Consider the following 24,137-nt stretch of genomic DNA (forward strand, 5'->3'; position numbering starts at 1 on the left):
ACAAATTTTTATCTTAATCGTAATTTTCTATTTTTTATTCTTTTTCTTTTAGAAACATTTGGAAAGCACTTGGTAACGCAAATTTTCGGCTGCGTTCATTCGGCGAAGCCCATACCATCATTCCGCAAGTTTGTTCCACAATGATACGGTAGGCAGTCATATGCCATTCCACATGAGTAAAAATATGCTTTGCAGAACCGATCAGAGAAATTCGCAAAGGCTCAACTCCCCATGCACGAGTGGCCTCGATTGCTTCCTCCTGCGTAAGAGTTCCCGGAACATTAGGCAACTCCCACAACCCAGCCAAAAGCCCTTTTGACGGGCGGCGCAAAAGTCCGATTTTATCGTCCCGCTCCAGCAAAAAGACCGTCTTTTCTTCGATTTTGCGCGGTTTCTTCGGCGACTTAAAGGGTAACAATCCTGTTTTCCCCTGCTTTAGTGCCCCACAAATCTTTTTTACCGGACAAATTTCACATTTAGGCAACCCATTAGGAACACAAACAATCGCTCCAAGCTCCATCAACGCCTGATTATAAATACCGCTTTTTTCTCCCGGCATAAATTTTCCCAATGTGTCTTCCCAATCTCTTTTTACTGCTAAATCCGCAATATCCCGCTCATCTGCGCAAATACGGGAAAGCACCCGCAGGACATTGCCATCTACAGCCGGCACTGGTTGACAAAATGCAATTGAAGCAATTGCTCCCGCCGTATAAGAGCCTATTCCCGGCAGATCTAAAAGGCTTTCATATTGCTGCGGCAATTCTCCGTTATAATCTTCCACAATTCTAATCGCGGCTTTTTGAAGGTTACGAACACGACTATAATATCCCAACCCTTCCCAAAGTTTCAGCAACTGATCTTCTTGTACTTTGGCAAGATCATAAACGGTAGGAAGTTCTTTCATAAACCGGATAAAATAATTTTTTACTGCCTCAACACGAGTCTGTTGAAGCATAATTTCACTGACCCAAACGCGATAAGGGGTGATTTCATGGCGCCATGGAAGGTCTCTGGCATTTTTTCCAAACCACGGCAATAAAATCTGTGGCAAAGATTCTATAATTGCATCTTTTGATTTTCTTTCTTCTAAATCCATCCCGGATCGTTTTTCTTCTGAACGATTCATTCTTCTCCTGTTCCCGTCTGTTTTTTAGAAAGGCGCTGCGTACGAATATTGACAAAAAGGCGCATCGTGGAAGAAACTAAAAGCACCCCAATTGCGAGCGAACCTGCAATCCCTAAAGTGTGCATTCCTGTCTCTAAGAATAAGTTTGTATTTCCTGAAATTGCATACTCCATTGTTTGATAGATTCCGCTTCCCGGCACCATCGGCAGCATAGAAATAATCAAGAATCCGGTAACCGGACATTTATTTATGCGCGCCATGAGTTCAGCATATGCCGAAAATGCAACTGTTCCAAAGAAATACTGTAGAAGATCATTGTGAATCGGCTGAAAAAGCAAAAAAACGAACCATCCAAGTGTTCCGCCAAGCGCCGCAAAGAACATATTCTTCCCTTTTAAATGGACTCGATAACAATAAGCAAAGCACATAATAAAGCTATAAAGACAAGGGAGATAATCCATCATGTTGCCTCCTTATAGAAATCTGAAAAAAGCAAGCACTGCACCGGTTCCCAAAGCAATCGCTGTAGCGACCAATAAGCTTTCTACCAAGCGAAGCGTCCCGGAAAGATAATCCCGCGACAGCAAATCCCGCATAAAACTGGTAATGGCAATCCCCGGAACCAGATTCATAATAGCTCCCATAATGATCTTATCCAGATCAAGCTGCGGCAAAATCTGCAGCGCCAAAACCGCTACCAAGGCACTTACCGCACTGGCAATCAGGTTAGCAAAAAAGGAGTTTGCACGATATTTTTCAAAAACAAAAAGCACCCACTGCATGCAAATTCCTGCAACCCCGCTTATAATGGCATCTACAAAATTGCCTCCAAAAAAGAGCGTACTGGCGGAAGCAAGCCCAATAAATCCCAGCATCTGAATTTTATAAGGAAACGCCGGCGTTTCTTCAATCTCTTTAAGCTCTTCCTGCACAGTCTCTAAAGACGGTGTAGTTTCACAAGTCTTACGGCACAGATCATTGAGTTTCTCAACTTTATCCATATCCGTCGTGTAATCATTAATTCTTAAAATCCGCGTAACCGCTTGCCCTTCCGAGTCCTGCAAAGTCACATTAATACAACTCGTCAAGACAAATAAATCGCACTGTGAAACATGATAAGCCTTAAAAAACCGAGACATAGATTCTTCTACCCGATAAATTTCTGCCCCATTTTGCAGAAGCTGGCGCCCTAAATTGCTGCCAACCAAGATCAAAGAATTATAATCAATCTGTTCCACACTCTCTCAGCCCTTTTCTCACATATGCAGTCTTCTATGAAGTTCAGCCAACATCTCTCGACCACGAAAAATCAAAAGTGCCGTCAATAAAACCAAATTCATACAAACGCTTAGCACTGTCGGAAGCGCTACCATTACAAGTCCCATCAGAAGAGAAACAAACATTGCAATATTTAAAAGTAATACCAGGCAAAGATAAATCAAAAAGCTTCCAGGCGCTATACCAAAGATACGTGCTGTTACTGTTAAAGTTGCCATCACCGCCATACAAAGAATCGGTACGGCATAATTAAGGCTCCAACGGTTCCAGCCGGTTGCAAAATCCCATAGTACACACAGAGCAGAAATCAAAAAAAGTTCCCAAACAAAGGTCTTAAAAATGTTTCTTCTTTTATACATGACCAAAACCAGATTTAGCCAAAAGCAGCCAATTCCAGCAATCACAAAGAGAGACCATTTTCCGGATTTCGGAAGCAGAAAATTAACGGCTACACTAACGATTCCAATTGTAATTGTGCACAGAAGCAAGATTCGAAAGAACAGGCTGTTCTTCTGATAAGTTCCCAGCACAAAAGGAAATGGATTTTCGCTGCCTTCCCCTTTCAGAAGGCCTTGACATAACGGACATCTCTCCAGATTTCCACGCACTTTTAGATTGCATCGTTCACAGTATTTCATAATTCCTCCTGCGAAAACGGGACAGCTGCAATTGTTACAGGAAGACCCATACCAGCCAAAGTCCGAAAGAAATTTTTTTGAATATTTGTATTGCGCAATGATGAAGTAAATGTCATTGTCAGAACATTCTTAAAAGAACACAAACAAAGCTGCAATCCATCTTTACTTGCAAAAACATCAAACATTTTTACATGAGAAGCTGCTTTTTCGGGTAAGTCGATCGGCCCTAAATTGGAAATATCGGCGGTCTCGTTCTTACTTGCAACTTGATATCCAAGTCTCATAAAAAAATTTTTCACTGGCAAAATTGTTATTCTGGTAATCGGATTTTGCAGAATCGTCATAAATTGATTCACTCGATAGATCATTTCATCTTCTGAAAGGCCTTTTTTAAACTGTTCTTTTAAAGGGCCTAAAATTTCTTCCACATTCCCATTTTCGGAAGAAAAATCATATCGGACATTCATCAAACTGAAAAAATTCCGTGCGCTTTCCGAGGGAAAATAATGTCTCAAATTGATTGGGACCGAAAGGACTACCGGCCTTTTCTTATCTTTATGAGACATTTCCATTCCAATCGCATTCATCAAAATCGATGCAAGCATGACTGTCAAACTTACTTTTTTCTCTTTGCAGCAAAAAAGCATCTGATCAAGAGGTACTGTTCCCTCAATAACAGAAAAACGATTATCCGGATTTTTCCCTCCGCGGAGCTGATATGCTTTGGGTGCTTTGGGTGGCTTTTGACTGCACTGTTTTCCATAATATTTTTGAAAACTATCTGCCGCCTGCTCAAATCGGCTGGCGTCATATCCCAGATTCGGGATTTCTTCAATATCCTGATATCTCAGATAAAGATAACAAGTCACCAAACTGCGGAAAAATTGAAGAGCACCTGTTCCATCCGTCAGGACATGGTATACTTCCAAATTGATCCGGTTGTGATAATAAGTAACTTCAAATAAAAGCTTTCGCACATCCCGATCATAAATCGGCGAACAAGGGGCTTTGGTTTCCGGCTGAACTTTGGGCTTTAAAGAGCTACTCTCTAGAAAATACCAGAAAAGCCCTCTTTTAAGCACGGAGCCCCACAGTGGGAATTCCTCCAGCGTTTGATCAACTGCTTTTTGCAGAAAATCCGGCTCTACCGGATCCATCAATTCACAGGCAAAGCGAAAAACATTTGGGTCCCGCTTACTGCTGATACATGGAAAAATTCTTGCAGCCTTATCTAATTTTACCCATTGTGTCTGTTTTATCTTCATGGCTGATTCCTTCATTCAAAAAGCGGTTAATGTACTGATAGGATAATTTTTTCTGCTGCAAATATCCTGCGTTTGAAAAAAAGCCATGCAGTCCTTCCGGAATCCGATGAACTTCTGCAAGGTTTCCGGCTTTTAAAAGTGCTGCGCCATACGCTTCTCCTTCGTCCCGAAGCGGATCCAGTTCCGCCGATAGGATCAAGGTATCCGGCTGATTGGAAAAATTCGATTCCAAAAGCGGAGCAAAATAAGGATCTTTTAAATCTTCATCACTGCTCTTATAAAGTTCCAAATAATCATCCACTTGTTTCGCAGTTAAAAGGTTTCCGGTTCCATTCTCTCTGACAGAATCAAAAGGAGAGGTTTCAGGGTGGTGATCATTATAAAGACTTGGATAAAGTAAAATTTGTTTTTGAAACTGAAATTCTCCTAAATCCCTTGCCTTTAAGGAAACTGCAGCTGCTAAATTTCCTCCCGCCGAATCTCCCATTAATACGACTGAATCCTGCTGTGCATGAAAAAAGCTTGCTCGGTGAAAGACCTCTTTCGCTGCTAGATAGCAATCATCCAAGCCCGCCGGAAACCGATATTCCGGCGCCAATCGATAATCAACACTAATCACCCGAAATCCGGTCATTCTAGAAAGCTCAATACAAGTTTCCTGATAGCTTTCGATATCTCCGGTTATCCAGCCGCCCCCATGAAAAAAGAGCAACGTGTTCGGAGTAAGACGATCTTTCTCTGACTCAAAGACACGCGCTGGAACTTCTCTTTTTCCACCTGTAAAATAATAATTCCATGGTTTATAAACGGGATCGACCAACTGGATTCCTTTTACTTTTTCCAGACGCCGAACAATTCGATAAGTCTTTTTTATATCATAATCAGGCTTTGACAGCGCACGAATTGCCGCACGCATCAATTTTGGAATCGCCATGGAAAAGTTCCTCTCTTTCCGAGATTTTACTGATGGCGATGCAGAGGCTGATCATTCGGTCTGGATCTGAGCGGCTTCGGCAAATATTTTTCCAACTCAGGTCTACAAGAATGTTTTCCGGATGACTTAACAACTGCCCGGCCATTTTTATTAAATCTGATGTTTCTGGGAGTCTCCGTCTTTTCAAATGAATGAATTTCTTCTCGATTTTTCTGCCGTCCATTTTGATTCTGCGGTACTTTTTTCTGATCAATTTTTTTGGAAAAAGCTTGTTTTGGATTTTTCTCTAAGCTCTTTTTCTGTTTTAAAAAACCTTTTTGCGATTTCAAACCTTTTTCAGATTTTTCCATTCTAGTTTTTCCGCTTGTCGTAGAAGAATGCTTTTTTTCAAACTTTTTCGATTCTCCAGGTTCTCTGCGTCTTCTGGCTTCCTGTGCAGCTTTTCTATGCAGTTCCTGTCTTTGACGCAACTCTGCTTTTGTAAGCGGTGTTAAATTCTGCATGGGCCATGGATGATTGCTCACCTCCGGCACCTGCTGACGAATCAACTTGAGGATCTGCCGAAAATCTGCTTTCTCATCGATATCACAAAAAGAAATTGCTGAACCGCTGTGTCCCGCACGAGCAGTTCTTCCAATCCGATGAACATAAGTCTCCGGGACCTCTGGAATATCATAATTAATAACGTGAGTCAACTCATCGATATCAATCCCTCGAGCCGCAATATCAGTTGCCACCAATACCCGTACTCTATGGTTTTTAAACTGACTCAGTGCCATCTGACGAGCGCTTTGGCTTTTATTTCCGTGAATTGCCGCTGCCGAAATTTTTGCCCTTGTTAAAAACTTTACGATTTTATCCGCACCATGCTTTGTACGTGAAAACACAAGTGCAGACTTAATTTCCGGATTTTTCAAAAGATAAATCAGTAGATTTTCCTTATTTTGCTTATCCACATAATAAACGCTCTGATTTACTTGTTCTACGGTCGTTGCAGGAGGAGCCACCTCAATTTTAACGGGATCAACCAGGATTTCATTGACTAATCCCAAAATTTCCTTTGGAAGCGTTGCAGAAAACATTAGATTCTGCCGATGCTCCGGAAGTTGTGCAATTACCCTTTTTACATCATAAATAAAGCCCATATCCAGCATACGGTCAGCTTCGTCCAAAACAAAAATTTCTATATGAGAAAGATCAATATATCCCTGATGAAATAAATCATTCAGACGTCCGGGCGTCGCCACCAGGATATCTACGCCTCTTTTTAAAGCTTCCACTTGCGGTGCTTGTCCAACACCGCCAAAGACCACAGCACTTTTAAGAAAAAGCCCTTTGCCGTAATCCTGCAGGTTTTGAAAAATCTGAATGGCCAATTCTCGTGTAGGAGTTAAGATCAGGCATCTGATGCTCCCGCCCTTTTCCTGCTCTAGTAAATGCAGAATTGGGACTGCAAAAGCTGCCGTTTTTCCGGTTCCCGTTTGTGCACAGCCAAATAGATCGCGATGCTTTAATACCTCTGGAATTGCTTTTTGCTGTATTGGAGATGGGCTTACATATCCGATTTGCTCCAAGTTTTTTAAAATAACAGGATTGATTGAAAAATCTGTAAAAGTCATAAATAAATTCTCTTTCCCAAATGATAAAAATTGTTTTTTGTAAAATAATCGATTATTTTATTATAACATGACAAGTGCTTAATTACAATTCAAAAGGTTTTCTCAAGTATTATACCAATTTAAAATACCATCATTACAGATGATAAAAAAATCCATCGTCCTTTAAGACGATGGATTTTGGCTCCCCAAGTTGGACTCGAACCAACGACCCTGCGATTAACAGTCGCATGCTCTACCGGCTGAGCTATTGAGGAATATTAATGTTGGCACTTACCTATTTTCCCGGGCCGTTACCAGCCAAGTATCTTCGGCGCAAATGAGCTTAACTTCTGTGTTCGGAATGGGAACAGGTGGACCCTCATCGCTGTCTGCACCAACAAACTCAAATACAAAAAATTGTATTGGTTGCATTTTTAGTCTATATAAAAAATAAGAAATATTCAAATGGTGACCCGTGCGGGATTCGAACCCACGTTAACGGCGTGAGAGGCCGCTGTCTTAGCCACTTGACCAACGGGCCATAACAACATTTCGCCGCCGGGAAACTCATTTGCCTTCTAACGAAACAGCCTTATTACTATATCAAATTATTGCTTCTTTGTCAAGCACTTTTTTAGCAAAATAAAAAGATAACGGTATTTACAAAAAATGCAGCCTATAAAGTCAAACCAAAATTATCCAAATATTCATATAGTTCCTATTAAATCGGATTGAAGATCTTGATCTTTTTAAATGGAAGCACAAAAAAGAAGGTCGCAGATATATTTTTACCTGCGATCTTCCTTTTTATAAAATTAAGGGAGAAAAATATTATTAAAAAATTTAAAAACAAAACTGAATGATAACTTTATGAAATTAGTCGCCGAGGATTTTCTACCATCATTTGAAATAGTTCTTTTTGACTTAGTCCTTCCTGTAGAAGCAGCCGTGCATACTGTTCCATTCCTTCATCAAAATAGGGGGACTTCGGTTGGCCAAAATCCGTTGAAAGAATTACATTTTCGCAGCCAACCGCATAAATTTGCCGTACAATCTCTTCAATTGGCGTTCGATGCCAATAGGTTGAAAGATAGCTATGTTCCACTATTGCACCCATCCGTACCGCTTCGCGCTGCTCTTCCACAGTATACTGATCGGCAGGATTATCTGCATGGGTCAAAACTATCTGTACTTTTTTGGGGACGGCTTCCCGTACCAATGCCATCCCTTCCGGAGCCCCAATATGACCCGTCCCTACAACCATATGATATTGCGCTGCAATGTCTAAAACATCTATGGCTGCAGGCACAAGGTTTCCTTTTTCATCAAGAATTGATAAAAATCCAGAAAGGTCGGATTCAGGCTCGCCCTGATGATGAAACTTTTGATAGGAAAGTGCTTCCAGGGTCGGAAACCATACAAATTTTCCGCCCATCTGAGCCGCACGTTCCACCGCATAAGGATTGATCCCTCCCGCATAGCGATTCAGAACAATTCCCCCAACAATTTGAAGCTGCGGAAACTGCTGCCTTAAAAGCGCCGCGCGTGCCGATGTATCGCCAAAATGGCATTTTATGGCGCCGCCCTTCATTCCGCAATCGCACATTCTTTGGGCCAATTCCAGATCTGTACATTTTCTCGGCACCACATCAGGAGCCGTATGAACGTGCAGATCATAGATACCCTTGATAAGCTCATTCATAAAAAGCATTTCCTCTCACAACTAATAAGGCATAAAAATCGGGATAAGAATTACAACCACAAGATAAGTAATCAATACCATTGGAATTCCAATCTTAACAAAATCGGAGAATTTATAGCGTGTCCATCCAACTGTCATCATATTTTGTGGAGCTGCAAAAGGAGTCGCATACGAGGCTGCTCCAGCTAGTGTAATGACCATTGCTACAGCGTAAGGACTTACGTTAATGGACTGTGCAATCGAAAATCCGATCGGTAAGAACAGAAGAATGGTAGGAATATTTGACATAACCTGTGTCAGCAGAGCGGCCGCAAAGAAAATAACGGTGGTAATCATAAAAGTATTTGGATGCTCGCCAAGAATATTCAGAATCATCTTAGCCATAGCATCGCCGGCACCGCTGTTCTGTACACCGGTAGAAATTGCTGTAAGGGATCCCACCAAAACGAGGCAGTTCCAGTCGATTGCATGGATAGCATCTTTGACAGACATACATTTGGTTCCGACAACCACTAAAGCACCCACAACAGCCGCAATATGCATTGGTACATTTTTAGGATTCATTGCAATCACGACCAGCACGCACAGCATGGTAACGCTGGCAATAACTGCTTTCTTTTTATTAAGCTCTTTCTTTTCCGTATCGGCAAATTCAGGAATATAGCCGGTATCAGGAATGAATTTTGAGCCAATGAACGTAAAGTAAAGAGTTCCAAGAATGCAAACTGCAATACCAAATGGTGTAATTGTAAAAAATCCAAAAGGCTGATAGCCCATTTGACTCATAACACTAGCAGCAGAAGCGTTAGATCCTACACCCACGAGTGTAAGGAAGCCGCCAAACTGTGCACCAAAAAGCAATGCTAACAAGGATCTTGAAGGACCAACTCCGGCAGAAATACACATTGCCGTCACCAGCGGAGCCATAGCGACCATGACTCCAATATTGCTGCAGACACCACTAATGAGACAAGAGACAATTAAAGTTGCAAGAATAATATTTCGCTCGTTTTTTCCGGTAATCTTAACCATTTTTTGTCCGATTACATCTGTAATGCCGGTATGAAAAAGTGAAGATCCTAAAACCATCATACCAGCTAACAAAATAATAGTGGTACTATTATAACCGGTAAAAACATCAGTAATTTTGATAATTCCAGTATAAGCAAAAGCAAGAGAAGCACCGATAGCAGTAACAACAATGGGAACTGGTTCCCATATAAACAGGACAATCGTAATTGCCAAAATAATCAAGGCAATTATCGGTTGACTCATTACAACCCACTCCTTTTTATCATTTTTATTCCAATATCAAATTTTTCTTCCAATATCAAAAGCTTTTACTCTAAGCTAAAAATTTCAGGGACGATAGATCTCATCGATAATATCAAAGCCCTTTTCTTCAAGACTTTTTTCCACCCAGGCACGGTTAGCAGTACCATTTTTGGCTGCAATCAGTTTCTTTTCGTCAGCTTCCTGGAATTTTTGTGCATCTTTCAGAACAACAGCTGCATCTTTTCTTGGAATGACGATCACACCATCCGGATCAGCAAGAATAATGTCTCCAGGGTTTACACTGATTTCACCGCAGGAGATAGGAACATTGATTTCACCCGGTCCCTCTTTATAAGGACCTCCTGGGGTAGTACCGGTACAATAAACGGGGAAATCCCAATTTCCGATTTCATCAATATCGCGAATAGGGCCATCGAGGATAATTCCGGCAACCTTTTTAGTCTCTTTCAAATAAGCCATCATGACTTCGCCCATCAATGCACGGGTGGAATCCTCTTCATTTGATACGACCAGCACATCCCCTTCGTTACAGAAATTCAAGGCAGCGTGAAGAGTAAGGTTATCACCTGCACGGCATTTAACCGTATAAGCAGGTCCCACCATCATTTGTGCTTTCGGTTTGCTTACCAGCTTGATGCGTGGATTCATGGCACAGCTGCGTCCCATCACATCTGCTGTATTAGAGGCCGGAACTGATTTAAACTGATTCATAATTTCAGGATCGGGCATCTCACGTTTTAGATAAATCCTTTTTCCAACAGGCATTTTTAAGCTCCTCCCTATTATTTCACACGGATTGTTTCAATAATTTCTTTCCATCCGGAAGGTTTCTTGTCCACATAGCGCTTTGCAAAGTCATATTCCTCAAGATCCTGCAAACGTTGTTTTGTGGCTTTTGTCATATCAGAGCTGAGATTTGCTTCGCCCAACATGGCAATAGATCCCTTCAATTCCGCGGCACGCCGAGTGCAGTGAAGAGCTGAACCAGTAACAAGACGGTCAAGATGGCTTGTAAATGGAATTCCATCCATGGATTTTGAAATAGAAGCGATTACTTCTTCGGATACTCCATAGGCATCAGCTGCCTGAAGCATCTCGATCATTAATCCTGCAATTCCTTTCATGTAAATACTGCGCACCAGTTTAATGGCGGACGCCGCCCCGGCCTTTTCTCCAGCCAACGTAATCTTCATACCATAAGGCGTCATAAGTTTTTTAAATTCTTCTGCTCCATTTCCACTGGCAGTAATCGGAACCCGATGCTGATCTTTTGGCAAAGAGCCCAACATTGCGGCATCCGTAAAAAGAACACCTGTATTCTTGACCTGTTCCCAGATTGCCTGCTTTATAGAAGGTGTTGAAGCACTCACATCCACATAAAGCTGACCCGGACGAAGGACACTTTCGACATCTTTACATACATCCATCGTAAAAGAAGAAGGAACTGCTGCAAAAATCAGGTCTGCCCACTGTGCGATTTCTTTGTTGGAAGACACTAAAGTAACTCCTGCTGCTTCTGCACGGGTATGCACCTGTTTTCCCATAACACTGTCATTCATCATAGCATCGGTGGCCCTAATCCCTTTTAGTCCTTCTTTGTTTAATCCAAAAGAGATATTATAGGCGGCCTCTCCATAGCCAATAAAACCGATCTTCATAGAAACCCTCCAAATAGGAATTTTGTCAACAGCCGCGCGACTTGCATATCTGACAGTTACATGTTAATATAAGAGTTAGTACAAATCAAACAGGATATTTTTAAAAAATTCACAAATAATTTTTGTGGAGGAAAACAATATGGATCTTACAAGTCTCTTTTATTTTTCAGAGCTCACAAAGGATCTTAACATGACGCATACCGCAAATCGGCTATTTATTTCTCAGCAAACACTGAGTAATCATATCCAGCGTTTAGAAGATTTCTATGGTGTAAAACTGTTTAATCGTAAGCCAAAACTCACGCTGACCTGCGCAGGCGAATTTGTGCTGGCCTTTGCGAATGTTGTTAATAAAGAACAAACAAATCTAAAAGATATTCTTTCTGATATCAAACAGGAAGAGCGCGGCGTGCTACGTTTTGGTGCCAGTACGCTGCGGATGAATGCATGCTTACCAAATATTCTTCCGAAATTTTCCGCCAGATATCCAAACGTAGAAATTCGGATTACGGATACAATTTCCTCAAAACTTGAGCCCATGGTTCTAGATGGAGAACTAGATTTTGCGATTGTTTTATCGGAAGAAGAAAATTCCAAACTGCTCAATTGGGATCTGATGACTGATCAAATTTACCTCTGCGTAGCTGATTCGCTTTTACAGCAGTATTATAAAGACGAAGCAAACTCACTGAAAGCGGCAGCACTTCACGGAGCCAATATCAGCGATTTTTCGAAGCTGCCATTCTGCATCCTTTCGAATCGAATGGGGCGTAAAATTAAGGAATGCTTTGATAACGCGGGCGTAATGCCAAAAGTATATATGACGAGTTCTTATACGCAGATCAGTTCTATTATTTGCTTTAAAAAACTGGCAGCCTGCTTTGCTTCGCAAATGTGCCTTGTGAATCAACGGAAAGACATTCCAGAAGACATTAATATTTTTCCAGTCTACTGTCAAAGCGAGCCATTAAACCAACACCTATCTCTGATTCGGCATAAAGAGCGGTATTTGTCACATCCCTCAAAATATTTTCTAGAGCTTTTATTTCAATATTTCTCTGAAATTGAACAAATTCATATGAATCGAATTGTTTAATATTTGAAAGCATATAAAATTTAGCCTATCTGTAAAAGCAGATAGGCTAAAAAAGTCCCCGCTGACTTTAATCAGCGGGGAAATAAAATATCAACTTAAAAAAGAAAAACCGGGCAGCCAAGCTGGCAGCCCGGAAGTAGTTTGGTGCACCATCAGGGACTCGAACCCGGGACACCCTGATTAAGAGTCAGGTGCTCTACCAACTGAGCTAATGGTGCATAAAACATGCACATTTTGTACACTGAAAACTGAATAAAGGTAAGTAGAAGAGAGAAAGAGCGCGGACCAAAGAAGGTTAATGGTCAAGCCCTCGACCTATTAGTACTGCCAAGCTACATACGTTACCGTACTTACACACGCAGCCTATCAACCTTGTAGTCTACAAGGGGTCTTACTGACTTACGCCATGGGATATCTAATCTTGGAGTCGGCTTCACGCTTAGATGCTTTCAGCGTTTATCCGATCCGCACATAGTTGCCCAGCTGTGCCATTGGCATGACAACTGGTGCGCCAGCGGTGCGTCCATCCCGGTCCTCTCGTACTAAGGACAGCTCTCCGCAAATATCCTGCGCCCACGACAGATAGGGACCGAACTGTCTCACGACGTTCTGAACCCAGCTCGCGTACCACTTTAATCGGCGAACAGCCGAACCCTTGGGACCGAATACAGCCCCAGGATGTGATGAGCCGACATCGAGGTGCCAAACCTCCCCGTCGATGTGGACTCTTGGGGGAGATCAGCCTGTTATCCCCAGGGTAGCTTTTATCCGTTGAGCGACGGCAATTCCACTCTCATACCGCCGGATCACTAACTCCAACTTTCGTTACTGCTCGGACCGTCATCCTCGCAGTTAGGCTCGCTTTTGCGTTTACACTCGAGAGCACGGTTTCCGTCCGTGCTGAGCGAACCTTTGAGCGCCTCCGTTACTCTTTTGGAGGCGACCGCCCCAGTCAAACTGCCCGTCTAACAATGTCCCCCGGCCGGATTCACGGCCGCAGGTTAGAATTTCAGCAACTTAAGGGTGGTATCCCAAGGGTGACTCCACTCCGGCTAGCGCCGGGGTTTCCAAGTCTCCCACCTATCCTGTACATAAATTACCGAAACCCAATATTAAACTACAGTAAAGCTCCATGGGGTCTTTCCGTCTTGTCGCGGGTAACCGGCATCTTCACCGGTACTACAATTTCGCCGGGCGGGTAATTGAGACAGTGCCCAGATCGTTACACCTTTCGTGCGGGTCGGAACTTACCCGACAAGGAATTTCGCTACCTTAGGACCGTTATAGTTACGGCCGCCGTTTACTGGGGCTTCAATTCAATGCTTGCACATCTCCTCTTAACCTTCCAGCACCGGGCAGGTGTCAGCTCCTATACGTCATCTTACGATTTGGCAGAAACCTGTGTTTTTGCTAAACAGTCGCCTGGGCCTATTCACTGTGGCCACATCTCTGTGGCGTCCCTTATTCCGAAGTTACGGGACCAATTTGCCGAGTTCCTTAACTACCCTTCTCCCGTTGGCCTTAGAATTCTCTTCCTGTCTACCTGTGTCGGTTTGCGGTACGGGCGCCTAAGATATACAATAAGCTTTTCTCGCCCTCGTCTAAGCATGCTTCCCTACTCTAATTTCGGTCCCTTACGCCCGGGTCAACCAACGCCCGGGTCATGCCCTTTCAAGGTGTCACTTATCTTAAATCTTTTGGCGGCTACGGAATATCCACCGTATGTGCATCGGCTACGCCTTTCGGCCTCACCTTAGCTCCCGGCTTACTTGGAGCGGACGAACCTTCCTCCAAAAACCTTAGACTTTCGGCCAATATGATTCTCACACATTTCGCGCTACTCATTCCGGCATTCTCACTTCTATACAGTCCACCATCGCTTCCGCTATGATTTCACCCCGTATAGAACGCTCTCCTACCATGCATTTCTGCATCCCAAGCTTCGGTACACGATTTAGCCCCGTTAAATTTTCGGCGCAGGGTCACTCGACCAGTGAGCTATTACGCACTCTTTTAATGTATGGCTGCTTCTGAGCCAACATCCTGGTTGTCTGTGCAACCCCACATCCTTTTCCACTTAACCGTGTTTTGGGACCTTAGCTGTGGGTCTGGGCTGTTTCCCTTTTGACAATGAAACTTATCTCACACTGTCTGACTCCCGTACATCAATTATCCGGCATTCTGAGTTTGATAGGTTTTGGTAACCTTTCGGTCCCTAGACCATTCAGTGCTTTACCTCCGGTAATCTAATACAAGGCTAGCCCTAAAGCTATTTCGGAGAGAACCAGCTATCTCCGAGTTCGATTGGAATTTCTCCGCTACCCACACCTCATCCGCTACCATTTCAACGGGAGTCGGTTCGGTCCTCCATGGAGTTTTACCTCCACTTCAACCTGGACATGGGTAGGTCACCCGGTTTCGGGTCGAATATAACTGACTTCTTACGCCCTATTCAGACTTGCTCTCGCTGCGGCTCCAGACCTGAAGTCCTTAACCTTGCCAGTCACATTCACTCGCCGGACCATTCTACAAAAGGTACCCGATCACCCTTTGACGGGCTTTCGGTGCTTGTAAGCACAAGGTTTCAGGTTCTTTTTCACTCCCCTTCCGGGGTCCTTTTCACCTTTCCTTCACAGTACTCTTCACTATCGGTCACTGGGTAGTATTTAGGCTTGGAGGGTGGTCCCCCCGTATTCCCACCGGGTTTCTCGTGTCCGGCGGTACTCTGGATACAGCTTGGTGTTTCACCTTTTCACTTACGCGGCTCTCACGCTCTCTGGCCAGCCTTCCCAGGCTGTTCTGTTAAAGTTCCACATCCATTATGCTGTCCGAACCCCAAAGGGATTACTCCCTTCGGTTTGGCCTCTTCCGCGTTCGCTCGCCACTACTTGCGGAATCTCATTTGATGTCTCTTCCTCGCCCTACTTAGATGTTTCAGTTCAGGCGGTTCCCCTCCCGACGCTATGAATTTACGTCGGGATGACTGGACATGTCTCCAGCCGGATTGCTCCATTCGGATATTTCCGGATCAATGCCTACTTACGGCTCCCCGAAACTTTTCGCAGTTTGTTACGTCCTTCATCGGCTCCCAGTGCCAAGGCATTCCCCTTGCGCTCTTTGTAGCTTGACCATGTGTTCTTCTTTGGTTCTCAGCTGACGATGATCTCTCATCGTTGCTTAATGAAATTGTAGATTTGATAATAATTTCTAACAATGATTTCTCATTGTTGCGTTCAATATCTGCTTCTACTTCTTTATTCAGTTTTCAATGTACAACTTGCACCTTTCGGTGCTGGTGGGCTTAAGTGGACTCGAACCACCGACCTCACGCTTATCAGGCGTGCGCTCTAACCGGCTGAGCTATAAGCCCATGTTTCCGGCTTCCGGTTCTCACCGTCTGCCCATCTTTTCTTTTGGCCCCTTTCGGAGCCTTGGTGGAGATAAACGGGATCGAACCGTTGACCTCCTGCTTGCAAAGCAGGCGCTCTCCCAGCTGAGCTATACCCCCATAACTGGTGGCTGTTACCCTTCCACCTTCTGAAGTCCTTTTGCAAGGCCTTCAAAATTAAACAACGATTAGAGACTCAGGAAACCTGACCTTGGAATGTCGTTAAATGCTTCCATTTAACTGTTCTCCATAGAAAGGAGGTGATCCAGCCGCACCTTCCGATACGGCTACCTTGTTACGACTTCACCCCAGTCGCCAATCCTACCTTCGGCAGCGTCCTCATTGCTGTTAGACTACTGACTTCGGGTATTACCGGCTCCCATGGTGTGACGGGCGGTGTGTACAAGGCCCGGGAACGTATTCACCGCGGCATGCTGATCCGCGATTACTAGCAATTCCATCTTCATGTAGGCGAGTTGCAGCCTACAATCCGAACTGAGACCGTTTTTAGAGTTTTGCTCCACCTCGCGGGCTTGCTTCTCTCTGTTAACGACCATTGTAGTACGTGTGTAGCCCAGGTCATAAGGGGCATGATGATTTGACGTCGTCCCCACCTTCCTCCGTTTTGTCAACGGCAGTCCTGCTAGAGTGCTCTTGCGTAGCAACTAACAGTAAGGGTTGCGCTCGTTGCGGGACTTAACCCAACATCTCACGACACGAGCTGACGACAACCATGCACCACCTGTCTTACCGTTCCCCGAAGGGCACGCCCTAATCTCTTAGGGTTTCGATAGATGTCAAGACCTGGTAAGGTTCTTCGCGTTGCTTCGAATTAAACCACATACTCCACTGCTTGTGCGGGCCCCCGTCAATTCCTTTGAGTTTCAACCTTGCGGTCGTACTCCCCAGGTGGATTACTTATTGTGTTAACTCCGGCACGGAAGGGGTCAGACCCCCCACACCTAGTAATCATCGTTTACGGCATGGACTACCAGGGTATCTAATCCTGTTTGCTACCCATGCTTTCGTGCTTCAGCGTCAGTTAAAGCCCAGTAGGCCGCCTTCGCCACTGGTGTTCCTCCCGATCTCTACGCATTTCACCGCTACACCGGGAATTCCACCTACCTCTACTTCACTCAAGTCCCACAGTTTCAATTGCAGGCTATGGGTTAAGCCCATAGTTTTCACAACTGACTTGCAGAACCGCCTACGCACCCTTTACACCCAGTAAATCCGGACAACGCTTGCTCCCTACGTATTACCGCGGCTGCTGGCACGTAGTTAGCCGGAGCTTCCTCTTTAGCTACCGTCATTATCGTCACTAAAGACAGAAGTTTACAATCCGAAGACCTTCTTCCTTCACGCGGCGTTGCTGCATCAGGGTTTCCCCCATTGTGCAATATCCCCCACTGCTGCCTCCCGTAGGAGTCTGGGCCGTGTCTCAGTCCCAATGTGGCCGTTCAACCTCTCAGTCCGGCTACCGATCGTCGCCATGGTGGGCTGTTATCTCACCATCTAGCTAATCGGACGCGAGTCCATCTTTCAGCGGATTGCTCCTTTGATTCCCTCTCCATGCGAAGAGAAAATGTTATGCGGTATTAGCGTCCGTTTCCAGACGTTATCCCCCTCTGAAAGGCAGGTTCCTCACGCGTTACTCACCCGTCCGCCACTAAACTTATCGGATTCCATCCGAAAACTTCATCCTTTAAGTTTCGTTCGACTTGCATGTGTTAGGCACGCCGCCAGCGTTCGTCCTGAGCCAGGATCAAACTCTCTAAAATATTTTATCAAAACGCTTCCGCGCTCTAATCGTATTTCAGAGCTTTCGTTAGCTCATTTCAAAACACTTGCGTGTTTTTCTTTTGTCCGTTTTTTACGAGTTTTTCTTCTCGTTCCGTTCCAATCCCTCTCGGAATCTTTCCGGGTCCCTTTGTCTCTTTTCGTTGTTTAATTTTCAAGGTCCTGCGCCGTCATATTGCACAAAGCTTGTTTTCAAAACTCATCATATTTCGTAGGAGTGTTTGAATTTTTTCGCTCCGTTTTTCGACGGCTTTATTATAATATCATTTTAGTTACTGATTGTCAACAACTTTTTTCATCTTTTTGCAAATTTTATTTCGCCTCTACATGTATGGATCTTTTATATTTAAAAGCACCAGATTCTGTCGCCTTACCCAAGCATCTGCCGTAATTCAGTCAGAATCTTCTTTTCTCTTCTAGAAACCTGCACCTGTGTCATCCCGAGTCTTTGCGCTGTTTGATTTTGTGTCTGATCCTGAAAATAACGAAACCAGACTAATTTTCGATCATTTGCAGGCAAATCTTTTAATGCTTCGCGAAGAGACATAGACTCTGTAATCCGTTCTTCTTCCGACTCAGTCGGTAAATCCAGTTGTCCCTCTTCATCGTTTTCTTCTGTTAAAGAAAGCGGCATTTGGCCTGCGCAGAGAGCTTCGGCTGCTTCTTCTGAAGAAACCCCCAATCCGGCTGCGACTTCGCTTACAGTCGGCTGCCGGCCTTCTTTTACTGCAAATGAGCTGCTCCAACGATTTGCTTTACAGGCAAGGCTCTGCAATGTTCTCCCCATCTTAACAGTATTGCCCTCTCGAAAGAGCTTTTTCATCTCGCCTAAAATAACCGGTACAGCATAAGTTGAAAAGCAGCAGCCACGATTCTCATCAAAGCGATCGGCAGCCTTTACCAATCCTTCACATCCAGCCTGAACAAGATCATCATAATCTGCGCCGCGCCCGAGAAATCGTCTGGCACAGGCATGAACCAGCCCGATATTTTCTTGGGTGGCCTTTTCTCTATCCATGGTGACGCGGACGGGGTGAAAAATCTTTTTCCATAACGACAGTTGTGCCTTTTCCGACCTTGCTGCGCACTTTTAAACGATCGGTAAAACTTTGCATAACTGCAAACCCCAGCCCCGCACGTTCCTCTCCGCCGGTCGTAAACATTGGTTCCATTGCCTGTTTCACATCTTCGATTCCACAGCCGTGATCTTTGATTTTAACCTGGATCGTGTGTTCCCCATAAATCATGCAATCTATGTAGACCATTCCGATCGTATTCCGATACCCGTGTACAATGCAGTTCGTTACAGCTTCTGAAACTGCTGTCCGCAGATCACACAGCTCGTCCACAGTCGGGTCAAGCTGCGAAGCAAAAGCTGCAACTGCAGTACGGGCAAATGCCTCATTGCTGCTAGCGCTTAAAAAGCGCAGGTGCATTTCATTCGTCGGTTTCATTTTCTACACTCACTCCTTCTTCAATATCACATAGTTCTGACAATCCTGCCAGAGAAACAATTCGTTTTAGCTTTTCGGGCACATTTCGAATGGTAACGCGTCCTTTCCATAAATTCATCAGACGGCACCTTCCCAAAATCAGTCCTACCCCCGAACTATCCATAAAGCTAACCCCGGAAAAATCCAAGATCAAACGTCTCGGGCGAATATGTTCCGCCGCTTCATCGATTTCTTCCCGAAGCTTTCTGGCACAATGATGGTCAATTTCCCCATCCAAAAGTGCAGTAAGCTCGTCCTTTTTTAATTTTAGATCGACGCTCAAAAGAAGGCCTCCTTCATAAAAAATTCCTTATTCAAAAGAATAAAGAATTTCCGATGCAAAATTACGGGAACTAGGTCGAACCTCTACTATTAAGAAAACAAAAAAAGAAGAGTACCATTTTTATAATGATACTCTCATAAAAACTTTTCTAATATTACAGCATTGCGCAATCTAAAGAATTACGCCCGAGCAAGTCCAAATTAAAAGGCGTTGTTTGATACACAAAATAGTTAAGCCAATTTGTATAGAGAAGCTGCCCAGTAGCGCGCCATTTATCGATTGGCTTTTTAGAAGGATCGTTATCCGGATAATAATGTTTCGGCATAGAAATCGGCAGACCACGGCTGACATCTCGAAAATATTCCTCTCCGAGAGTACCGACATCATATTCCGAATGTCCCATTACAAAAAATTGCCGGCCCTCTTGATCCCCGACAATGTGGACCCCGGCTTCTTCCGAGACAGACATCAGCTTTAGTTCTGGAACTTTCCGAATATCTTCTGCCGTCACTTCGCTGTGTCGGGAATGTGGGACCCAATACTCATCATCAAATCCGCGGAACAGTCTTGACTTTTTTGTCAGTGCATGATGTTTAAAAACGCCGAATAGCTTTTCCGGCAGAATATGTTTTGGGACCCCATAATGATAATAAAGCGCCGCCTGTGCTCCCCAACAAATATGGAAAGTGGAATGGACATGTGTGGTTGTCCAATCAAAGATTTTGCACAGTTCTGGCCAGTACTCCACCTCTTCATAATCGATCAGTTCTACCGGTGCACCCGTTATAATACAGCCGTCATAGTGACTCTCTTCGATCTCATCAAACGTTTTGTAAAAAGCCAACAGATGATCTTCCGGCGTATTCTTGCTCTTATGAGAAGCCATTTGTACCAAATCGACTTCAATCTGCAAAGGCGTATTTGCCATACAGCGTAAAATCTGTGTTTCTGTTGTAATTTTAATCGGCATCAGGTTCACCAGCGCAATCCGCAAAGGCCTGATATCCTGATGCAGTGCCCGACGTTCGGTCATCACGAAAATATGCTCACCCTGCAAGACACTCCTTGCCGGTAAGTCATCCGGAATTTTAATCGGCATGCTCTACCATTTCCTTCTTTTTTTATTGCTGTGTCTGTAGAGAAAGCAGTTTCTGTTTCAATTCTCCCTCAATCTTACCCAGCTCCTGCTCTGCAGCAGCTCTCTTCTCATGGCCGTCTTTCTGAATCTGCATGACCTCATCCAGTGTTGTAATGAGCTGTTCATTTGTATGCTGCAGCGTCTCCATATCTACAATGCCCCGCTCGCTTTCTTTAGCAGTATTAATAGAGGCCATTTTAAGCGTATCCGCATTTTTCCTGAGTAACTCATTTGTCATGTCTGTTACCTCACGCTGAGCCTTTGCAGCCTGCTGTGAATGTTCCACTCCCAAAGCAAGCACCATCTGGCTCTTCCAAAGTGGGATGGTATTGACCAGCGTTGACTGAATTTTCTCGCTCATCAAAAGATCATTATTCTGTACCAGACGAATCTGCGGTGCCATCTGAATTGAAATTGTGCGCGTCAGTTCCAGATCATACAGCTTTTTTTCAAAGCGATTGCACATGCTGGCAAGATCATTGACTGCTTGAGCATCTTCCGGAAGATTTGATGCTTCTGCTTTTTTCTGCAAAGCAGGCAGCTGCTGCGTCTGCACCTCTTGAAGCTTTTTCTTGCCGGCTAAAATATACATGGTCAGCTCTTTAAAATAGACCTTATTGAGATCATACATCTTATCCAGCATAGCAATATCTTTGAGCATAGTTACCTGATGGCCTTCCAACGCAGATGAAATCTGATCAACGTTGGTTTCTGCCTTAGCATAGCGTGCTTTTAATGCATTAATTTTATTACCGCTGCGTTTAAAGAATCCCATGATCCCTTTTTCATTGTCTTCAACCTGAAAATTCTTGAGTTCACAGACAACTCCGGAAAGCATATCTCCAACTTCTCCGAGATCTTTTGTTTTTACTGAATTTAGAGCGGTTTCCGAAAAATCCGCGACCTTTTTCTGTGCTCCGGAACCATACTGTAAAATAATATTGGAATTTGTCAGTTCAATTTTCTTCGAAAAATCATCCACCATTTTCTGCTCATCCGGTGTCAGATTCATCTTTTCTATGTCTTCCGGTTTCTGGGTAAGTTCGGAAGGCGTTACTGTCTCCAAAGTAGGTGCCGCCGGTGCCTCTTGCGCTCCATCGAGTACCAAAGTCGGCATTTCTGTTTTTTCATTACTCATAAGATCTTTCCTCCTTATTTTCTCTTTACAGCTTTAGTTCCGGTTCTTTCTGTGTTTCTTCTTTTTTAAAATCCTTGCCGGTCAGCCCTGCTTGAGCCAGCATGGTCTCCAAGGCAGAAATGTCGGTTGCCACATCCAATGCATCGTCCTGGAAAAGTGTATCCAACAAATTTTCAAATGCAGTATTAATCGTATCCATCGTTTGTTCAATCTCTTTTTTTGCCTGCAGAATATTTTCTCCCTGCACAGGCTGACAGTCAAATTCTTGATAGGCGTTGACCAATTTTAAAGTGGTCGGCAAATAATATTGCATAAAGCGCCGGATCTCCGGCAGCTTTTTGGGATGCTCCTCTACATAATCAAAAATCTTTTTGCAGACTTCTTCCAAACGATCGAGCTTGCGGCTGATCTCTTCTCCGGGAATTTTATCATTTGCCTCCCGAATAGCCGTGATATATTGACTTCCTTCTGCTTTTGCCTGCGCAAGTGCAGCTGCAGCCGGGTCAGAACGCAGGCGTTCCTCCTCTGCCTCACGTTCCTTGCGCGCTTTTTCCGCCTGCAGATAGCTTTGGTAAGTTTCATCACCCAGCATAAAGGTTGTTCCCTGCTCATCCAAATGGCCGTCTGGGAAAATTCCTTTTGCCATCATTTTTTTAAGATCCTTTGTTACATATTCGGGCGCTTTATGAATTCCATCCGCCAACTGTTTAATTGAACAAAAAGAGCCCCCTTGCATCAGCGCTCGATATTTTCGATACCGCCTGACTCTTCTGAGAAGAGAAGTCCCTTTTCCAAAAAGAAAAGCTCCAACAGCAGACAAAATATAAAGAATAACACCGCCAACTGCAAAGACAGAAGCAGCAATCATTCCCATGCCGGTCATTACTGAGCCGACGATTGCCGTCACCAGGCAGGGAATTCCCACTGCCAATCCTGTTCCCAGCAGCACACCTCCCGAAACTTTTCCAGGAATCATCTCCGATTTAGTTTTTGCTGAACGATAAGGGCGATAATAGGGGGGATAATTCGAAGAGGGCTTTTGATAAGGTGGGGGTGGATAGGCAGACTGATTCTTCTGATGATTGCCAGACATAGAATCACGCACATCTGCTTCTACATCAGCGGTAACATCTCGAACTGTATTACGCACTGTATTGCCAAGATTTTCAAAATTACCGGTACGCATAGCATCCCGAACGGCATGACTAATATCACGACCGATATTGCGATTTCGATGCATTCCCATTATACCCTCCAAAAATACTTAATCAAATTTATTATATCGTATTTTTAAAAAAATGACAATAAAATGCCTTTGAAAATTTGTCCATTTTTATAAAAACAAAATTCACCAAACAATCACTTAAAGTTTACCCAGATTTTACATTTCTCTAAACTAATGCACACATAAAAAGGGTATTCTTAAAATGTTCTTAGGGAAAGAAACCTGTTGATGATAATAAGACTCTTGTGAAAGGGTTTCACATAAATTCACTCTTTTTCATATTTCTCCTTAAAAGCAGGAGCGTGGTTTTTTACCGCGCTCCTGCTTTTACTATTAAGCAAACTTTACTATATACTGCTTTACTATTCCGCAGTTAGAATTTAGGATTGATTTTTGTTTTGAAGGTTTGTTATAATAATAGCATATAGAAAAAGAAAGAGGTGTGAACAAATGTCAGATTCAGCAATCACTAAGCGAGCGTTAGCATCTGCCATGAAAAGCCTGATGGAAAAAATGCCTTTTTCAAAAATCAGCGTCGGCGATATTTGTGAGCACTGCAGCATGAACCGAAAAAGCTTTTATTACCATTTTCGAGATAAATACGATTTGGTAAACTGGATTTTTTACACGGAATTTGTGGGTGCCGTTCATGATAAAAACTACGATGATGGCTGGTCTTTAATTGAAGATATCTGTGATTACTTCTACAAAAACCGCCATTTTTATATGAATGCCCTCGAAGTAACGGGACAAAACTGCTTTCACGATTATTTTCAATCTTTGTTACGGCCGATCGTTTTAAATTATCTGTGGGAAATGATTGATAGCTCTGAAGATTCGGAATTTTTTGCTGTGTTCTTCTCGGACGCCTTTCTCTGCGCAATCGAACGATGGCTTCTTGCAAAAGAATGTATGCGACCGGAAAAATTTGTCTCTCTTCTAAAATCCTCTATGAGCAGCGTCGCACGCAAAATTGTCTCTGATATGGAAGAAGGACCTCACCCTAAAGATCAAACAGATTTAAAATCTCTACATAAAATAAATGGCCCTGAAAATCTCTAATCAGATTTTCAAAGCC

General features: G+C 43.6%; 19 protein-coding genes, 5 tRNA genes and 3 rRNA genes. 2 read left to right on the forward strand and 25 right to left on the reverse strand.

Features of this window, described 5'->3' with window-relative positions; genetic code table 11:
* Window positions 1-34 precede the first annotated feature (34 nt).
* The 14 genes from mutY to OP489_RS10300 form a co-directional block, all read right to left on the reverse strand.
* Window positions 35-1,129: an A/G-specific adenine glycosylase gene (gene mutY, locus OP489_RS10235; RefSeq protein WP_266161881.1), complete on the reverse strand. Its 1,095-nt coding sequence runs from the start codon at window positions 1,127-1,129 to the stop codon at window positions 35-37.
* Entirely contained in the window at window positions 1,126-1,593 is a 468-nt protein-coding gene (locus OP489_RS10240) for a threonine/serine exporter family protein (RefSeq protein WP_266161882.1), read from the reverse strand. The genes mutY and OP489_RS10240 overlap by 4 nt, the downstream gene beginning before the upstream one ends.
* A 9-nt stretch (window positions 1,594-1,602) precedes the next feature.
* A complete protein-coding gene (locus OP489_RS10245; RefSeq protein ID WP_266161883.1) occupies window positions 1,603-2,367 on the reverse strand; it encodes a threonine/serine exporter family protein in 765 nt (254 codons plus the stop codon).
* Window positions 2,368-2,385: 18 nt separating this feature from the next.
* Window positions 2,386-3,045: a DUF6320 domain-containing protein gene (locus OP489_RS10250; RefSeq protein WP_266161884.1), complete on the reverse strand. Its 660-nt coding sequence runs from the start codon at window positions 3,043-3,045 to the stop codon at window positions 2,386-2,388.
* Complete coding sequence (locus OP489_RS10255; protein ID WP_266161885.1) at window positions 3,042-4,310, reverse strand: hypothetical protein; 1,269 nt, start codon at window positions 4,308-4,310, stop codon at window positions 3,042-3,044. The genes OP489_RS10250 and OP489_RS10255 overlap by 4 nt, the downstream gene beginning before the upstream one ends.
* A complete protein-coding gene (locus OP489_RS10260; RefSeq protein WP_266161886.1) occupies window positions 4,273-5,244 on the reverse strand; it encodes an alpha/beta hydrolase in 972 nt (323 codons plus the stop codon). The genes OP489_RS10255 and OP489_RS10260 overlap by 38 nt, the downstream gene beginning before the upstream one ends.
* A 26-nt stretch (window positions 5,245-5,270) precedes the next feature.
* A complete protein-coding gene (locus tag OP489_RS10265) occupies window positions 5,271-6,863 on the reverse strand; it encodes a DEAD/DEAH box helicase (protein ID WP_266161887.1) in 1,593 nt (530 codons plus the stop codon).
* Window positions 6,864-7,041: 178 nt separating this feature from the next.
* Window positions 7,042-7,117 (reverse strand) — tRNA-Asn (locus OP489_RS10270).
* Between the two features lie 7 nt (window positions 7,118-7,124).
* Window positions 7,125-7,241 (reverse strand): 5S ribosomal RNA (gene rrf, locus OP489_RS10275).
* Window positions 7,242-7,308: 67 nt separating this feature from the next.
* A tRNA-Glu gene (locus OP489_RS10280) sits at window positions 7,309-7,383 on the reverse strand.
* 327 nt (window positions 7,384-7,710) lie between these two features.
* Entirely contained in the window at window positions 7,711-8,544 is an 834-nt protein-coding gene (locus OP489_RS10285) for a DUF6282 family protein (protein ID WP_266161888.1), read from the reverse strand.
* 21 nt (window positions 8,545-8,565) lie between these two features.
* Entirely contained in the window at window positions 8,566-9,819 is a 1,254-nt protein-coding gene (locus OP489_RS10290; protein ID WP_266161889.1) for an SLC13 family permease, read from the reverse strand.
* Window positions 9,820-9,903: 84 nt separating this feature from the next.
* Entirely contained in the window at window positions 9,904-10,605 is a 702-nt protein-coding gene (locus OP489_RS10295; RefSeq protein ID WP_266161890.1) for an RraA family protein, read from the reverse strand.
* Between the two features lie 17 nt (window positions 10,606-10,622).
* Window positions 10,623-11,498: a DUF1932 domain-containing protein gene (locus OP489_RS10300; protein WP_266161891.1), complete on the reverse strand. Its 876-nt coding sequence runs from the start codon at window positions 11,496-11,498 to the stop codon at window positions 10,623-10,625.
* 139 nt (window positions 11,499-11,637) lie between these two features.
* Here OP489_RS10300 and OP489_RS10305 point away from each other — a divergent pair, with 139 nt between their 5' ends.
* A complete protein-coding gene (locus OP489_RS10305) occupies window positions 11,638-12,594 on the forward strand; it encodes a LysR family transcriptional regulator (RefSeq protein WP_266161892.1) in 957 nt (318 codons plus the stop codon).
* Between the two features lie 142 nt (window positions 12,595-12,736).
* Here OP489_RS10305 and OP489_RS10310 read toward each other — a convergent pair.
* The 11 genes from OP489_RS10310 to OP489_RS10360 form a co-directional block, all read right to left on the reverse strand.
* Window positions 12,737-12,812 (reverse strand) — tRNA-Lys (locus OP489_RS10310).
* Window positions 12,813-12,892: 80 nt separating this feature from the next.
* Window positions 12,893-15,724, reverse strand: a 23S ribosomal RNA gene (locus OP489_RS10315).
* A gap of 163 nt (window positions 15,725-15,887) precedes the next feature.
* Window positions 15,888-15,964 (reverse strand) — tRNA-Ile (locus OP489_RS10320).
* Between the two features lie 62 nt (window positions 15,965-16,026).
* A tRNA-Ala gene (locus OP489_RS10325) sits at window positions 16,027-16,102 on the reverse strand.
* A gap of 133 nt (window positions 16,103-16,235) precedes the next feature.
* Window positions 16,236-17,763 (reverse strand): 16S ribosomal RNA (locus OP489_RS10330).
* The 16S and 23S rRNA genes sit together here with 3 tRNA genes alongside, the layout of an rRNA operon.
* A 389-nt stretch (window positions 17,764-18,152) precedes the next feature.
* On the reverse strand, window positions 18,153-18,800 hold the full coding sequence (locus OP489_RS10335) for a sigma-70 family RNA polymerase sigma factor (protein ID WP_266161893.1): 648 nt from the start codon (window positions 18,798-18,800) through the stop codon (window positions 18,153-18,155).
* Window positions 18,793-19,236: an anti-sigma F factor gene (spoIIAB, locus tag OP489_RS10340; protein ID WP_266161894.1), complete on the reverse strand. Its 444-nt coding sequence runs from the start codon at window positions 19,234-19,236 to the stop codon at window positions 18,793-18,795. The genes OP489_RS10335 and spoIIAB overlap by 8 nt, the downstream gene beginning before the upstream one ends.
* On the reverse strand, window positions 19,220-19,558 hold the full coding sequence (locus tag OP489_RS10345; RefSeq protein WP_180342135.1) for an anti-sigma factor antagonist: 339 nt from the start codon (window positions 19,556-19,558) through the stop codon (window positions 19,220-19,222). The genes spoIIAB and OP489_RS10345 overlap by 17 nt, the downstream gene beginning before the upstream one ends.
* Window positions 19,559-19,712: 154 nt before the next feature.
* Window positions 19,713-20,657: a homoserine O-acetyltransferase MetA gene (metA, locus tag OP489_RS10350; RefSeq protein WP_266161895.1), complete on the reverse strand. Its 945-nt coding sequence runs from the start codon at window positions 20,655-20,657 to the stop codon at window positions 19,713-19,715.
* Between the two features lie 22 nt (window positions 20,658-20,679).
* On the reverse strand, window positions 20,680-21,834 hold the full coding sequence (locus OP489_RS10355; protein WP_180342133.1) for a toxic anion resistance protein: 1,155 nt from the start codon (window positions 21,832-21,834) through the stop codon (window positions 20,680-20,682).
* 25 nt (window positions 21,835-21,859) lie between these two features.
* Complete coding sequence (locus tag OP489_RS10360) at window positions 21,860-23,080, reverse strand: 5-bromo-4-chloroindolyl phosphate hydrolysis family protein (protein WP_266161896.1); 1,221 nt, start codon at window positions 23,078-23,080, stop codon at window positions 21,860-21,862.
* Window positions 23,081-23,509: 429 nt separating this feature from the next.
* Between OP489_RS10360 and dhaS the strand changes: the two genes are divergently transcribed.
* Window positions 23,510-24,121: a dihydroxyacetone kinase transcriptional activator DhaS gene (dhaS, locus tag OP489_RS10365; protein ID WP_266161898.1), complete on the forward strand. Its 612-nt coding sequence runs from the start codon at window positions 23,510-23,512 to the stop codon at window positions 24,119-24,121.
* The last annotated feature ends 16 nt before the right edge of the window (window positions 24,122-24,137 follow it).

It is taken from the genome of Caproicibacterium sp. BJN0003 (assembly GCF_026314295.1).
Classification (GTDB): domain Bacteria; phylum Bacillota; class Clostridia; order Oscillospirales; family Acutalibacteraceae; genus Caproicibacterium.